Source organism: Treponema ruminis (assembly GCF_014201975.1).
In the GTDB taxonomy this organism is placed as follows: Bacteria; Spirochaetota; Spirochaetia; order Treponematales; family Treponemataceae; genus Treponema_D; species Treponema_D ruminis.
Genome location: NZ_JACHFQ010000002.1, coordinates 156802 through 171870, shown reverse-complemented (window position 1 = coordinate 171870; position 15069 = coordinate 156802). Strand labels below are relative to the sequence as shown.

The window sequence follows — 15069 nt, the reverse complement described above, 5'->3', positions numbered from 1 at the left end:
TTGACTGAAATATCTTTTTTTGTTAGAAAATTTCCTTTTTAAAATTAAAAATTTAATAATTAAAATTCATGTTTTTTTGTCATTATTTTTATACATTTTTATATAATCTCATGGAGAATTTCAAATGGCATTGATTTCAAGACGCCGTGCTGCCGCAGCTTCAGAAGAGCCTGCAGCGACAAATCCTCAGCCAGAATTGGATTTGCAGTCAGCTGAGTCCAATCCTTCTCAGGCCGAAAATTCTGGGGCAGAAGAAGAAAAGCCCGCAAAAGTCGTAAGACGAAGAAAAATTACAATCAAAGCAGAAAAGACAGAGCCGGCACTGGCAGAAGAAGAACCCTCAGAAAAACAGCCTGAATCTTATGCATCTGCAACTCCAGACTATTCATCAGAAATAAACGAAACATCCCTTCCTCAAAATCAAGAAAATCAGAATACAGAAAGCTACACAAATCAGGAAGCAAATCCAGAAGAAGGCCAGCAGTCAGCAGAGGCTTCTGAGACAAGCGAGAACGGTGAGCAGCAGTCTCAGGAAGGCCAGGGCTATCAGCCGCGTACATACCGCAATTACCGAAACTACAACAATAACAACAACAATCGCGGCGATTACAATAATAACCGCGACAACAATTATAACAATCAGCGGGGCCGTTTTGACCGCCGCCAGAGTTACCGTGAGCGTATTGCGGCCCGCAATGCAGCCCGCGATGAGGCAACAGCCCAGGCACAGATTATCGAAAATCCTGAGGAATTTGAGTCAAAGCCAAAGCTTCTTATCAATGACCTCACAAAGATGAGCATGCCTGAACTCCGTAACCTTGCAATTGAGTACGGATATCCTGAGGAAGAGCTTCCTGCAATGAAAAAGCAGGACTTGATTTTCGTAATCCTCAAGTCACATACAGAGCGGGGCGGATTGATTTTCGCTTCTGGCTCCCTCGAGATTTTGCCGGACGGCTACGGATTCCTGCGAAGCCCACAGAACTCTTATCTTCCTGGTCCTGATGACATTTACATTTCACCGAGCCAGATCCGCCTCTTCAACCTTAAGACAGGCGATACAATCTACGGTCAGACACGTTCTCCAAAAGAGGGCGAGCGCTTCTTTGCTCTCCTTCGCATCATGACCGTAAACTTCGACGAGCCTCGCGTTGCACAGACACGCGTTCCCTTTGAAAACCTTACTCCGCTTTATCCAAAAGAAAAGCTCACTCTTGAGACAATTTCTACAGAATACAGCACACGAATCATTGATTTGTTTGCACCAATCGGAAAGGGCCAGCGTCTTCTCATCGTTGCTCCTCCAAAAGCCGGTAAGACAACAATCCTGCAGAAGGTCGCAAACGCAATCACTGCAAACAATCCTGAAGTTTACCTCATCGTTCTTCTTATCGACGAGCGTCCTGAGGAAGTTACTGACATGGAGCGTGCAATCAAGGGCGAGGTTATTTCCTCAACATTCGACGAGCAGGCTACACGCCACGTTCAGGTTGCGGAAATGGTTCTTGAAAAGGCAAAGCGTCTTGTCGAGCACAAACGCGACGTAGTCATCCTTCTTGACTCAATCACACGTCTTGCGCGAGCATACAACGTCACCGTTCCAACATCAGGCAAAGTTCTTTCCGGTGGTGTTGATTCAAACGCACTCCATAAGCCAAAGCGATTCTTCGGTGCAGCACGAAACATCGAAGAGGGCGGTTCCCTCACCATCATTTCTACGGCCCTTATCGATACAGGAAGCCGCATGGATGAGGTTATCTTCGAGGAATTCAAGGGAACTGGTAACTCAGAAATTGACCTTGACCGCCGCCTTGCAGAGCGCCGTCTTTTCCCTGCAATCAACATCAAAAAGTCAGGTACCAGAAAGGAAGAGCTCTTGCTTGACGAGGCTACATTGCAGAAACTCTGGGTTTTGCGAAAAGTCATCAACCCTATGGAAGATGCGGAAATCACAGAGCTTATCCTTGAGCAGATGAAGAAGAGCCGAAACAACGAAGCCTTCCTGACCAACATGAACACAGGAAGTGCTGCTTTATAGAGTTTTATAGAATAGAAAGAAATAAAGCCTGGCTGAGAGAGAGCCAGGCTTTAGTTTTCTTTATCTGATTATGCTTGCTTTTGCTGCGGAGCGGGTGTACGGGTCGCATGAAGCTTCTGCCAGAACGTCAAGCATTGCGTTTGCATAGATTATGTCACCGCGGGCCGAGACTTTTTTGCAGAAGGCGATTAAATTGTCCCAGAAGTGATTCTGATCGCACCACTGGCAGATGTCTTCGTATTCACCGATTTTTTTGAGGAAAAGGGCCAGGGTAGAGAATTCATAATTGGCATCCCTGCCTGAAATTGAGGCCAGTATGTGGCTGAATGATTCTACTGTTCCCAAGGCTGAGGCAAAAAGTGAATTTTCAGCTTCGTTTTCTTCCTCAAAAATTACGCTGATGTTGTAGAGGGCGTTGAGTGTCTTTGGAGAAGAAACCCGGAACAAGTCAAAGAATCTGTCTACGTTGCCGGCCTTGTTTGCATCGATGATTTTGAGCATTGCCTTTCTGAGGACTGTATCTTTGTAATTTGGATCATTGTCCAGAATCAAAAGAAGTGACTGCTTGTATTTTTCGCTTTCACCCTGATGCTTCATCAAGTCTGCCATTTCATAAAGGATGTCGAAAAGCTGCTCTGGAATATCAAGGAAATCGCTTTCGAGGCGGGCTTTTTCATAAAAATCAATGGCCGTCTTATATTCACCTTCCAGACGGTAAATCTTTCCGATTAAAAAATCTGCCTCAGGATAAACGCGCTTTGCCTTTACCCAGTCTTCCATTTTGTGGACTGAATATTGGAAGGTCTTTGGCCCGTAAAGCTCCAGATATCGTTTGATGATGCTGATTGCTTCGCTCTGGTCTCGCTCTTTTAGGACTTCAAGAACGGCATCGAAATCTTCACCTGCACGTCGGACGGCAAGAGGTGAGAGGGCTGTATCAAGAATGTAGACCTCGTATTCGCTTTCTGCCACGCGGTTTGCCTTTGCCTTGTTTGCAAGATTCATTGCCTTTGCAAAATCACCCTTGTCATAGGCAAACTTTGCGTCCTGCAAAATGCGCCATGAGAATTCTGATGACTCAGGCTTTTTGGGAACAACCTGAGAAAAGATTGCAAAAGATGCAAAAGTCAAAACAAGTGACAGAATTATTTTTTTCATAAAGATGCCAATTCCTTAAATGCTAAATTTCATTCAACATTTCTTCAAATACATTATCGGCATCTTTTTCATCAATCGTTCGAATAATTTCACCTTTTTTGAAGATAATTGCCTTTCCGCCGGCTCCTGCAATTCCGATGTCAGCGTGCTTTCCTTCGCCAGGACCGTTTACGACACAGCCCATTACGGCGACGGTGATGTTTTTCTTCATTGAAAGGAGTTTGTTCTGCCAGCGGTCCATGAATGCATGAACGTCAAAGCCCTGTCTTCCGCAGCGGGGGCAGCTTACCAGCGTGACTCCGCCGCTTCTTTTGCCGCATTCACGCAGAATCTCAAGTCCTGTGATTACCTCGTTTTCCGGTGTTGAAGAAAGGGAAACGCGGATTGTAGAGCCGATTCCCTCACGCAAAAGATGGCTGAAAGCAAGGGTAGACTTTACGACACCAGTGATGAGGGGACCTGCCTCAGTTACGCCTACATGAAGGGGAATGTCGTATTTTGATGCAAAGTCTTCGTTTGCTTCGATTGTTTCCTGGACTGAGCTTGCCTTCATGCTGACTACAAACTGGTCAAAATTAAGCTCGCTGAATACCGCACATTCTCTGGCAGCGGTTTCACTCAAGGCGACAGCTCGGCTCATTTCGCCTTTTTCGACCTTTTCACGCAAGTCATGGGGAAGGGAACCTGAGTTTACGCCGATTCGGATTGCGACTCCCTTTTCGCGACAGCCCTTTACGACGGCTTCAACCCGGTCGCGGGAACCAATGTTGCCCGGATTGATTCGGATTGCGGCTACAGGACCTTCGAGGCACTTTAATGCAAGGCGGTAGTCAAAATGAATGTCCGCAACCAATGGCATGGAAGTTGACTTACAGATTTCGATGAAGCTTTCTGCGCTTTCCATGTCTGGAACGGCAAAGCGGATTATGTCGCAGCCCAGCATTTTCATCTGGGCGATTCTGTTTCGGATGGATTCCAGGCGCTCAGGATCATCTTTTACACCGATGATGCTTTCCTTCCACATTGTCTGAATTGTGACCGGAGCTGAGCCTCCGATTGTGATTTTATCGATACCGTTATGACCGCCGATTGTAACTTCGCGCGGAGTTAAAAATTTCTTTTCCATAACGGATATTATAGCATAAATTGATTAATAGTGCAGACCAATTCCTGCGTATATTTCATATTTTTTTATGTTCTCACGCCAGCTCATGTCGATTTTTTCCGGATATTTTTTTGCGATGACGGCTCTTCCCAGGTCAATTCCCAGGCTGCCCCTCATTACGATTCCCTTCCAGCGCTCAGGAAAGGCCAGAAATTCTATGCCGCCGGTATACCAGCCGTCTTTGGGGGAGAAAAGCCGGCCTGTAACTTCGTTTTTGGTCAGGGCTATGTCAATAAAAGGAGAGACCTGAAGCTCAAAATTGAATTTGTCAGTCCATGCAAAGGTCCTGCTGAACCATGAATCCTGACCGAAGATGAAATCTGACCAGTCCAGCCAGTGAGTCGTAATGACGTGAATCGGAAGGTCGAGGTTTAAGACCAGGGCGCTGGGACTTTTGAGGGATTTCTTTGTCTTAAGCTCAATTTCTTCTATATTAACGTAGTTCTGCTTGTCCCGGGCACCTCGGATCAGCTTTCCGATTTTATCACGCCTTGACTTTGTGACAAAGGCTGAAAATCTTGTATTGATGCCCATGAAAGAAAAGCCTTTGAAGGCCTGAATTTCAGCAAAAAGTGTAGGCTCGATTTCTTCCTGCATGAAGTCCCAGCCGATTGTGTGGCCGACGCTTGCAGAAATTCCGCTGCGGAAATTGCCGTACCAGTTTATTCTTTTTGTGGAGACGGATTGTCCTGCTGAGATTACAGGACTTGCCAGGTCATCGTTTTTAATGCTGATTCTGTCTTTGTCGTAGCTGACTTTGCCTTCGGTAAATGGAGTCCAGAAAACAAAGCCCCAGTTTTCGATGTCAAAAACTTTTACGGGAAGTGAAATCTTCATGTCGCTGGTAAAAAACTGGGTGTCTCCAAAATCTTCGTATTCCAGATCCCGGTTCGCATGCTCGCTCAGGTCGAAAACCAGAGAAAAACGCTTGTAGGGGCGCTCGAATGTGAATCCTGTACCTGAATAAAATTCCAGCTCGTTAACGCCATGGGTATATTGCAAATCAAAATTATTGTTCCAGCTGGCAAAAAAATTGGCGACGTAAAAAGGATAGCTGTACTTGAATTCAGCTCCAAAAGTCGGGTTCTGTTTGCCGCTTTTTATGTCTTCCTTGATTCCGGCGAAGGCACCTATGTCCATGGTATTCATCGTGCCCAGAAAATTGACATCCTTAACCTTGATTTTGAATATCAGGCCGTCATTGGAGTCATACTTGGGGTAGGGCAAAATAAGCAGGTGCTTTGTATCCTGAGCCCGGATTTGAAGAGAGACCGGAATTATTTCATCATTTTGGGGCGTTGCGGGGAGGGAACTCCCCGCAGAAGGGGTAGGCGGAAATGGCGAAGCCATTGTAGCCGAGGGGAAGACTTCCCCCTTTACAATTTCTACATTCTGAAAGGCCCTTGTATTCATGAGCCGCTGCTTCAAATCTGTAAGATAGAAATCCAGCTCTTCCTTGCTCTCAAAAATCTTTTCTGTGTTGACCGGAACCACCCGCCTCAAATCCATTTCCCGCGTATTGTCGAGGGTGTAAGTAACGTCAGAAATCCGATAAGACTCAGAAAAAAGCGTAAAAGCCAAAAAGAATAAGATAAATATGAGAAAATGCGTTCGTAGGAAAAAATTCAACTTAATAGGCACCCTTACCGCGCAAAACAACGTAAACTGTCTTGATGATAATCCAAATGTCGAGCCAGACAGACCAGTTCTGAATGTAGTAAGAGTCAAGAGTGACCCGCTCCTCATAACCTGTGTCGCTGCGGCCTGAAATCTGCCACATGCCGCTCAAGCCAGGCTGAACGGAGAGGATGAAGTCTGATTTTTTGCCGTATTTTGCAAGCTCCGGCTCTGTGACAGGGCGGGGACCGATAAAGCTCATTTCGCCTGTGAAAATATTGAAGAACTGAGGAATTTCATCGATGCTTGTCTTGCGTAAAATCTTGCCGATTTTTGTGACGCGCGGATCGTTTGTGAATTTGCGGTCTTTTTCCCATTCAGCCCGCATTTCCGGATTTTCGGCCAGAATCTTTTCAAGCTGCTTGTCAGCGTCGATTACCATTGAGCGGAACTTCCAGCACTTGAATTCCTTGCCGTTTTTACCGATTCGCTTGTGGCCGTAGAAAATCGGACCGGGACTGGTGATTTTTACGATAAGTGAAACCAAAAGAAGGACTGGAATGGTAACTGGAGACGAAAGCAGGAGAAGAAGCAAATCAATGCATCTTTTCCAGAAGAGGCTGATTGGCTTGGTCAGGTTGTGGGTTGAAGAGAAGCCCAGAATACCGCCGAAATCTCGAACGTTAGTCGATATTGTTGAGAGATCGTTGAGCCGAGGAATCTGAATCGTGTAGCGGTAGTAAGAATTTATGTAGGTGGTGTCCCGGTCGTAGTCACAGAGGATTGCGACTTTGATGCCAAAGGACTTTATCATGTTGAAGGTCTGTTCTGAAGGCGGATAGAGGGGAATTCCCATTTTTTCGCCCGGAATCCATGATTTGCTGTCAATTATGAGGCAGGGCTTGTAACCCAGGTCCTTGCGCTTTATGAGACGGTCGATGATGACGTCACCAGAATTGCCGGAAACATAAATTACGGCAGGAACACCGAACCAGTTGTTTTTTGAAAAAAGATGGCGGGCAAATTCCCTTGCGGCAGGAAGAAGGATGAGGGCAACCGGGGCCGCACAAATCAATGCGACGACGATGGCAAGCTTGTCTTCGACATCCTCAACCGTGATTGAAAGGGCGATTCCTGCAAAAATAAAGAAAGAGCAGAGTCCCAGTTTTTTGACTTCGTCAGCAGGCGGATAAACAAGGCCCGGATAAAGGCCGGCCGCATAAAAAACAACCATGGTAGGCGGCAGATAGACCCAATAAGTAACGAATGAGCGGAAATTAATCCATGAATGATTTATGAGATTGATGATGAAGAAAGTGATACCGATACTGAGCATAACTCCGATACAGTCGATGACCATGAGTGCTGCACCGGATGTGAATGAGCTTGTGCGCCAGAAATTTTTCTTGAAATATTTTTTGAACTCTTCGTCTGTCATAGCTTTCTATTAGATTCTATAATTTTACACGAAAAAGTCAAAAAAGTCTACTTTTGTATTATTTTTTGAATTTCGCCATGGTATCGCAGATAATCTGTGCAGAGCGCTTATAAGAATAAAGTTCGCTGACTTTGGACAAATCGATGGCTTTTGGCTCGAATTTATTTAGTGAAAGCAGTTTTTCGCACAAATCATCGCTGTCGCCGGCTTTAAAGAAAGTGACCGGAAGATTTGAGTAAATTTCTTTGAAAACCGGAATGTCTGAAATCAAGGCCGGGGTGCCGCAGGTCATTGCCTCAAGAGGCGGAATTCCGAAACCCTCGTAGAGTGAAGGCTGGACGAGAAACTTTGATTCTGCATAGGCATATTTTAGCTGGTCGTTTGAAATGCGGCCCGTGAACTCGATGAAGCCTTCCTGTGATGAAAGTTCATTGAGCCTTGCGACAGTTTCTTCGTCACCGGTACGGAAATTTTCTGCGTTTCCAACGATAACAAGCTTTGATTTAAAATCTTTGTCGCTTTTTTTTGCCTTTTCAAATGCATCGAGCAGACTTTTGAGCCCCTTGTGCTTTTTAATGTTTCCGACGAAGAGAATCTGGTCTTTTTTTGCAGGCTTTTCTCCTTCGAAGGGCTCTCTTAGGTATTTTGGAGCTGCGTTGTAGACAACTTCGATATCTTTTTTGCAGTGAAGGTGATGAATAATCCTTTCTTTTGAGAATTCTGAGACCGTGAAAATGGCGTTTGAGAAATTGACCGCCCTTTTATAGAAGAGCTTGCGGGCTATCCTTCCCAAAAGGCCTGTCATTCCCTTAACATCGAGGAAAACGACGTCGTGAATAACGGAAAAAATCGGAAGTTCTATTTTGCCCGGAATATTGCAGTAGGGCGTAAAATAATAGTCGTAGTGATGAATCTGTTCGAGCACGTCCGCAGGAAAATTGGCAATTTCCTTGAGTGAGAAGGGCTTTACATCGCAATAACAGAATTCAACGTTCTGCAGGCGGAGAAATGGGGTGCACTGTTCGTGAGTGCCGATTAAAAGACATTCATTTTCTTCGAGAAAGCAGGGAATAAGCTCGGAAATGAAAGAACCGATTCCACCTGAGCCGATCATGCGGCAGTCTATCGCAATCCTCATTTTTTGCTGGTCTCCTCATCGAGCTTCATGATTGTATTGTCGATTGCCTCTTTGATTTGGCGGGAGAAGCGCTCTGCTGAGAAAGTTTTCGCATGCTGAGAGATGAAGTCAGTGTCGAATGCACCTGATTTTTCAAGTTCTTCGAAGCGGTTGATTGCACGCTCGACTGAATCTACTGTTGCATGGCTGAAGAAAGTGCCGGTCTTGCCGTTGATGACGGTTTCCAGGGCACCACCTTTTCCGAAAGCGATTACAGGGCGGCCGCAACACTGGGCTTCGACTGGAATGATTCCGAAATCTTCTTCGGCACAGAAAATCATGGCACGGCAGCGCTGCAGATAGTCCATGACTTCCTTGTCGCTTATTCTTCCTGTGAAAGTGATGTCTACATCCCGGTAACTTGCGGCCAGCTTTTTGAGGGATTTTTCCTGGCTGCCGCTTCCGATTACGACCAGCTTCTTTTTGAGGTTGCCGCAGGCCTGGATTGCCAGGTCAATGCGCTTATATGGAACGAAACGGCTGAAAACTACGAAAAAGTCTTCGTGAGGCTTGTAGTTTGGTGTGAGCCGGTCTGTGTTTACCGGAGGATAGATGACGATTGAATCGCGGTTCCAGTATTTTTTGATTCGACGCGAAATGTAGTTTGAGTTTGCAATTAAAGTGTCGACCCTCTGGCTTGAGACAAAATCCCAGAGACGGATTTTTGGCATCCATTTGTCCATGAAAAATTGTGTGAGCCGGCCGCTGCGTGATTTATATTCAAAATACTTGTCCCAGGCATAGCGCATGGGAGTGTGGATGTAGGCAACGTGAGGAACAAGGGGTGGGGTAATTACGCCTTTTGCACAGCATGATGATGAACAGATTACCAGCTTGTAGTTTGAAAGGTCAAAAGATTCGAAGGCTTTTGGCATGAAAGAGAGGAATTTGGTGTAGAGTTTTGTTGCACGGGGCCACTTCTGCATGAATGATGTGTGGACTTTTTCTTTTGGAAAGATTTTGCCCATCTTTTTTTCGTCGTAGACCAGGGTGAAAATGTCTGCATCAGGATAAATTTTAAGAAGTTCCTCGACGACCCTTTCTGCACCGCCGTAATTAACCAGCCAGTCATGTACAATCGCAACTTTTTTCATTTTGAACCTCCCTTTAGAACTTCGAAGAGCCTTTTTGCCGCATTCTCGTAAGTGTATTCTGAAAGAACGGCAGCCGGATCTTCAACAGGCTCATTAAGAATATCATTCAAATCACAATTTGTCGAATCCCAGGCTATGTAATGCGCACTTTTCTTATAAATTTCCGGGAGACTGGCAGAATTTGCAACAATTATCTGAGCCCCGGCTGAAAGCGCTTCAAGGGGCGGAATGCCGAATCCCTCGTAATAAGAAGGAAAAACAAAAGCCCGGCATTTTTTCATCAGTGATTTGACCTCTCCGTCACTGACATAGCCCAGAAGGACGACGTTTTTGAGGGAAGCCAGATTTTCGATCTGGTCTGATTCCATGCCGCTGATTGTCTTGCCTGAAATTGCGAAAGTCTGGCCCGGATGATTTTTTGCGTATTCAACAATCCATTTGAGGTTCTTTCGCTTTTGAAGGCTTCCGAGCGTGAAGAAAAAGGGCTTTTCTGTAAGGACCGGGAATTTCTGGAAAATTCCATCGTCTTCTTCGATTGATTTGAAATGATCCCAGCCGTTGGGAATCACGCTGATGCGATTTCCTTCAACATTATATGCTTTTTGAATCTGTTTTTTGCTGAATTCAGATACCGTAAGGATTTTTTTTGCCTTTTTTGCGATGTTTTTATAGTGAAAGCAGCTGTAGGCCCGAATCAACCTGTCTTTGAATGAGGTAAAATCGGCCGGAAAATCATATGCATAGATGTCGTGAAGAAAGGCATAGCCGCACTTTCTGCCGAAGGGGGCAGTATTGCTGAAATTCAAACCCTCGGCATGAAAGCGCCTGCAAATTTTGGGAAAATAAAGCAAATCCCATCGCGGAAAACTCTTTAGAGCCAGAGCCGGAATTATAGAAATATTCTTGTAGTCAGGAATTACTTTAGCATTTGCCGGCACTAGAATCGAAAGCTCAATGTCGCCCGCATTTTCTTGCGAAAGAAGTTCATCAAGACAATGACAGGTTTCATAAGCGAAGCGTTCAATTCCAGTCAGGTTGCGGCAGAGAAAATTTCCGTTGATGAGGATATGCTTAGGCATGTCTTAGCAAACTCCGATTGAGTGCATGTAGTCCCGGAGAACGCAGATGAAGTGAGTCATTTCTTCCGGTTTGATGTCGCCCATGTTCGCAATTCGGAATGTGTCGATGTTGCCGAGTTTTCCTGGGTAAATCGTGAATCCGAATGAGCGGGCATAGTCGTGCAGCTCGTTGAAGTTGTATTTCGGTGTCTCAGGAATAAGAATTGCCGTAATGAAGTGGCTCTGGAATTCTTCCTTTACCAGCATCTTCAGGCCGATGTCTTTAAGCCCCTTGACGAGAATCTCCCAGCATTCTGTAAAACGCTCGAAACGTTTTTCAACAGTCTCAACTTTTGTCTCGATGATTGCCTGACGAAGGGCATAGAAAGTCTGGACTGGTGGTGTAAAGCGAGTCTGCTTTGTTTCGAGGAAGTATTTGTACTGGTCGTAAAGGTTGAGGTAGTAGTTACGCATTGGCCAGTCTTTCTGCTTCAAAAGCTCGTCCCGCTTACATACTACAAAGCCGACTCCTGCCATGCCGCCGATGTGCTTGTTGGATGTACTTGTGGCAAAGTCAATTCCAAGCTTGCCCAGGTCAATCGGCATTCCACCGTATGCTGAAACGATGTCACAGATTGTGGTCATGCCGTATTTTTTTGCCATCGGACAGATTTTTTCAAGAGGATTGAGAAGACCTGTTGTAGTTTCGTGGTATACGATTGCAAATGTCGTGTATTTTTTTGACTGCATCTGCTTTTCGAGCTCTTCAAGGTCAATCGGCTCGTATGTAGAAGACTTGAAAACGTCCATGTCGATTCCATATACGGAAGCGATTTTAGCAAGGCGGGCACCGTAGGAACCGTTGTCAACGACGAGAAGCTTGCCGTCTGGCGGAACACAGCTTGAAACCATTGCCTCGTCAGCTCCAGTTCCTGAACAGCCGAACATAACGCTGATGTAGTCTTTTGGATCTGCACAGACTTCCGTGAGGCCTGTCGCAACTTCTTCCATGAGCTTTCCGAATTCGAGCTCGCGCGGACAGATGTCAGCGACTACCTGAGCGTATTTTACGCTGTCAGTTGTTGTTGAAGGCCCCGGATTCAAAAGAACTTCACGGCGGACTGAGCGCAGCGATTCATTTTCCTTGATGCGTGGATAAATGAGGGTCTTTGCTCTTTCAAGCATTGCCTCGTCGTCGATTTCTGTCCATGCGTAGTATTCGATTTTGCGGATGAAAATTGGTTCTCCGCCTTCTTTATCCTGTGCGATTCTGCAGAAAACAGTCTCGTAGTCGATTTTTGCATTTTCGGCTCTTGTCTTGTCGTAGTAAGCAACCATCTTGTTGAGGAAAGATTTAGTTACTTTTGAAATGCCTACGAGTTCGCCTGCAAGATTTTTTACGCTTGCCTTGTCCTTTGTTACGTTGCAGATAACGCCGTCTTCATCAGATTCAAGGTAAACTTCGTCCTCGCTGTTTGTTTTTCCGCTGGCAAGGATTACGTTGTCACGCTCTTCATTCTGAAGAACGAAAAGACCGATTGAATCGTAGAGAAGGTCGCTTTCAAGGAGAAGGGCGCTTTCCTTTACGAGGGGAGCACAGACTTCGAGAGTGCCCATGCTGCTGGTATTTTCGTAATTGTCGTTGCGGACTGTTTTGATGATCGGATATTTTTTTGCAAGCTCGTCATAAAATTCTGAGCAATGACCTGTTCCAATGATGATTTCTTCGATTCCAGCTGCAATGAGCTTCTGAACCGAACGCTCGACCATTGCAAGGCCGTCAATCTCAATAAAGCCTTTCGGCATTGCCTGTGTTCTGTTACCAAAGCGAGAGCCCAGGCCCCCTGCCATAATTACTGCCTGTTTAATCATTTTGCACTTCCTTTAGTCTTTTAAGAATTCCATCAAAGCCTTTTTGTTTTCCTGTGGAGTTGACTTTGGCCGTCCCAAATCTTTTCTGGCGCCTTTTTTAACCAGAACTTCGATAAAGGTGAGTTTTTCTTTGGTTTCTGAATCATGTAAAACTGCATCGAGTTCTTCTGGAGTCTCTACCTTCACGACGTTTTCATAACCGCATCCTTCTGCGATTACACAGAGGTCGATTTCACGTCCGACTGTCGGCTGGCCACCAACTGAGTCATGGGCTCCGTTGTTGAGGACAAAGTGAACGTAGTTTGAAGGTTTTCGGCTTCCGATTGTAGCCATTCCGCCCATCTGCATGATTGAGGCACCGTCTCCGTCGAGACAGTAAATCTGGCGGTCTCTTTTCTGGAGGGCTACTCCGAGTGCAATCTGACTTGCGTGTCCCATGCCGCCAACTGTAAGGAAGTCGCGGTCGTGGGCCATATTGTGCTTGTCGCGCAGCTCGTAAAGTTCGCGGCTGATCATGCCTGTTGTTGATATGAATGCAGTCTTGTCGTCTGCACTGAGCATGATTTTTTCGATTGCTTCTTCACGGCTCATTTTTCCTTCGACCGGAATATTGTTCTGAAGCTTGTATTCGTCGAAAGTACCATTGCGGATTACAAATGCATACTGGGCATTGTTTTCCTTGATGTATTTGTAGGCCTTTTCAAACTGGGCCGGCAAGTCTGCTTCGTTATCGCTCAAAACTTCGTAAGGAACTTTCATGGCATCAAGAAGGTCACATGTGACTTTTCCCTGCTTGACGTGCTGAGGCTCGTCGTGAACGCCAGGCTCACCGCGCCATCCGATTACGATAAGCATAGGAATTGAGTAAACATCCGGGTCTGCAATAGACAGAAGGGGATTTACCATGTTTCCTTCGCCTGAGTTCTGCATGTAAATCATAGGAATTTTGCCGGTTGCAAGATGGTAGCCGGTTGCAAGACCTGTCGCGCTTCCTTCGTTTGCAGAAATTATGTGATTTGAGGCCGGCGCATTGTCTGTGACATAGGCACAAAAGTTTTTGAGAAGAGAATCAGGCACTCCTGCAAAAAAGTCTGTGCCGTTTTTAATCAGTAAATCATAAAAAAAAGATGGTCTAATCATAATTTCCTCTTATTTTGTTCCAGGAATGAGTTCCAGAATTTCTTTGATCGGCATACACATGTCGTTTACTTCGAGAGAGCGCTCTGCCTCAAGAATCTTTTCCGCACATTTGTACATTGCAGGGTAGCTTGCGCGGAGCATGTGGTTTGCGTAAATGATGATGTTTGCGCCCCATTCACCGAGTTCCTTTTCAGTGAACTGGTTGTATGTTGTAGGAACAAGTACGATTGGAATGTTCTTGTATTCTGCACGGAATTTTGCACAGAATTCCTTGATGTCCATGCCGCTCTTGTCTTTTGAGTGAATCATAACGCCGTCAGCGCCTGCTTTGACTGCCGCAAAAGCCTTTGCAATTGCCTCGTCAACGCTGTAGCCTGCGATGATTTCCTCGATGCGGGCGATAATCATGAAGTCTTTTGTAACCTGGGCCTTTTTTCCTGCCGCGATTTTTTCGCAGAATTCTTCTTCTGTGGCGAGAACCTGTTTTGCCTCAGTTCCGAAGAGACTGTTCTTTTTAAGGCCTTTTTTGTCCTCGATGATGACAGCAGAAACGCCGTTTCTCTCCAAAGTGCGGACTGTGAAAACGAAATGCTCAGGAATGTCGCCAGTATCACCGTCATAGATGATTGGTTTTGTAGTACATTCAAGAATGTCTGTGAGTGACTGAAGGCGGGTAGTGAGGTCTACGGCTTCGATATCAGGCTTGCCCTTTGAAGTTGAGTCTGTGAGGGATGAAGACCACATGCCGTCAAACTGATGGATTCCGTCTTCCTTTGTGACCTGTGCGTGTTCTGCGATAAGGCCTGAAAGACCTGAATGAGCCTCAAGAATTCGGACTACCGGCTTTGCGGCGATGAGGCGGCGCAATGTTGCACGGCGGATGTCCGGAGTTGTTCCGATTGTAGATGCGTTTTCAGCAAGGGCTGTTGAATTGATTCCCTGTGTGTATGGAATCTCGACAATCTGACCGCCCCATTCTTTTACGACTTCGAAACATTCCTCGCGGATTTTTGAAAGGTAGTTTGTCTTCCAGTCATCGCCGTGAATCATAAAGTCAGGCTTGTATTTCTTGAGGTTTGGCACATAGCTCCAGTCTTCCTGTGGAACGACTTTTGCAACGCCCTTGATGTTCTCAACAACCTGTTTTCTCTGGTCATATGTGAGGTAAGGAAGTCTTTTGTGGCTTACGATTGCACTGTCTGTGAGCAAACCGACTGTAAGGTCGCCGAGTTTTGCTCCTTCGTTGATAATATTGATGATTCCTGGGTGAATGATGTCACCTGTAATTCCAAGATAAACTGTTTTTGCCATA

At 45.7% G+C, this 15069-nt stretch carries 11 protein-coding genes; 1 reads left to right on the top strand and 10 read right to left on the bottom strand.

Annotated features, from left to right (window positions below; all coding sequences use genetic code 11):
• Positions 1–124 precede the first annotated feature (124 nt).
• A complete protein-coding gene (gene rho / locus HNP76_RS03165) occupies positions 125–2038 on the top strand; it encodes a transcription termination factor Rho (protein ID WP_184657428.1) in 1914 nt (637 codons plus the stop codon).
• A gap of 60 nt (positions 2039–2098) precedes the next feature.
• Here rho and HNP76_RS03160 read toward each other — a convergent pair whose 3' ends face one another.
• The 10 genes from HNP76_RS03160 to aepX are packed head-to-tail and all read right to left on the bottom strand — an operon-like array spanning position 2099 to position 15068.
• Positions 2099–3196 (bottom strand): tetratricopeptide repeat protein, encoded by a 1098-nt coding sequence (locus tag HNP76_RS03160; RefSeq protein ID WP_184657426.1) that lies wholly within the window; start codon positions 3194–3196, stop codon positions 2099–2101.
• 22 nt (positions 3197–3218) lie between these two features.
• Positions 3219–4322 carry a flavodoxin-dependent (E)-4-hydroxy-3-methylbut-2-enyl-diphosphate synthase gene (gene ispG, locus HNP76_RS03155; RefSeq protein WP_184657424.1) on the bottom strand — a complete coding sequence of 368 codons (1104 nt, stop codon included), beginning with the start codon at positions 4320–4322 and terminating at the stop codon, positions 3219–3221.
• Positions 4323–4346: 24 nt separating this feature from the next.
• On the bottom strand, positions 4347–5942 hold the full coding sequence (locus tag HNP76_RS03150) for a BamA/TamA family outer membrane protein (protein WP_184657422.1): 1596 nt from the start codon (positions 5940–5942) through the stop codon (positions 4347–4349).
• A 49-nt stretch (positions 5943–5991) separates the two neighbouring features.
• Positions 5992–7416: an undecaprenyl-phosphate galactose phosphotransferase WbaP gene (gene wbaP / locus HNP76_RS03145; protein WP_184657420.1), complete on the bottom strand. Its 1425-nt coding sequence runs from the start codon at positions 7414–7416 to the stop codon at positions 5992–5994.
• 58 nt (positions 7417–7474) lie between these two features.
• Positions 7475–8554 (bottom strand): glycosyltransferase family 4 protein, encoded by a 1080-nt coding sequence (locus HNP76_RS03140; protein ID WP_184657418.1) that lies wholly within the window; start codon positions 8552–8554, stop codon positions 7475–7477.
• Positions 8551–9687: a glycosyltransferase gene (locus HNP76_RS03135; RefSeq protein WP_184657417.1), complete on the bottom strand. Its 1137-nt coding sequence runs from the start codon at positions 9685–9687 to the stop codon at positions 8551–8553. The genes HNP76_RS03140 and HNP76_RS03135 overlap by 4 nt, the downstream gene beginning before the upstream one ends.
• The gene (locus tag HNP76_RS03130) at positions 9684–10766 is read right to left on the bottom strand and encodes a glycosyltransferase family 4 protein (protein WP_184657415.1); all 1083 of its coding nucleotides are present in this window, start codon (positions 10764–10766) and stop codon (positions 9684–9686) included. Before HNP76_RS03130 ends, HNP76_RS03135 begins: the two co-directional genes overlap by 4 nt.
• A gap of 3 nt (positions 10767–10769) precedes the next feature.
• Positions 10770–12617, bottom strand: coding sequence for a 2-aminoethylphosphonate aminotransferase (locus HNP76_RS03125; RefSeq protein ID WP_184657413.1), 1848 nt, complete (start codon positions 12615–12617; stop codon positions 10770–10772).
• 12 nt (positions 12618–12629) lie between these two features.
• A complete protein-coding gene (aepY, locus tag HNP76_RS03120) occupies positions 12630–13757 on the bottom strand; it encodes a phosphonopyruvate decarboxylase (RefSeq protein ID WP_184657411.1) in 1128 nt (375 codons plus the stop codon).
• A gap of 9 nt (positions 13758–13766) precedes the next feature.
• Positions 13767–15068, bottom strand: coding sequence for a phosphoenolpyruvate mutase (gene aepX / locus HNP76_RS03115; protein ID WP_184657409.1), 1302 nt, complete (start codon positions 15066–15068; stop codon positions 13767–13769).
• Position 15069: the final 1 nt, after the last annotated feature.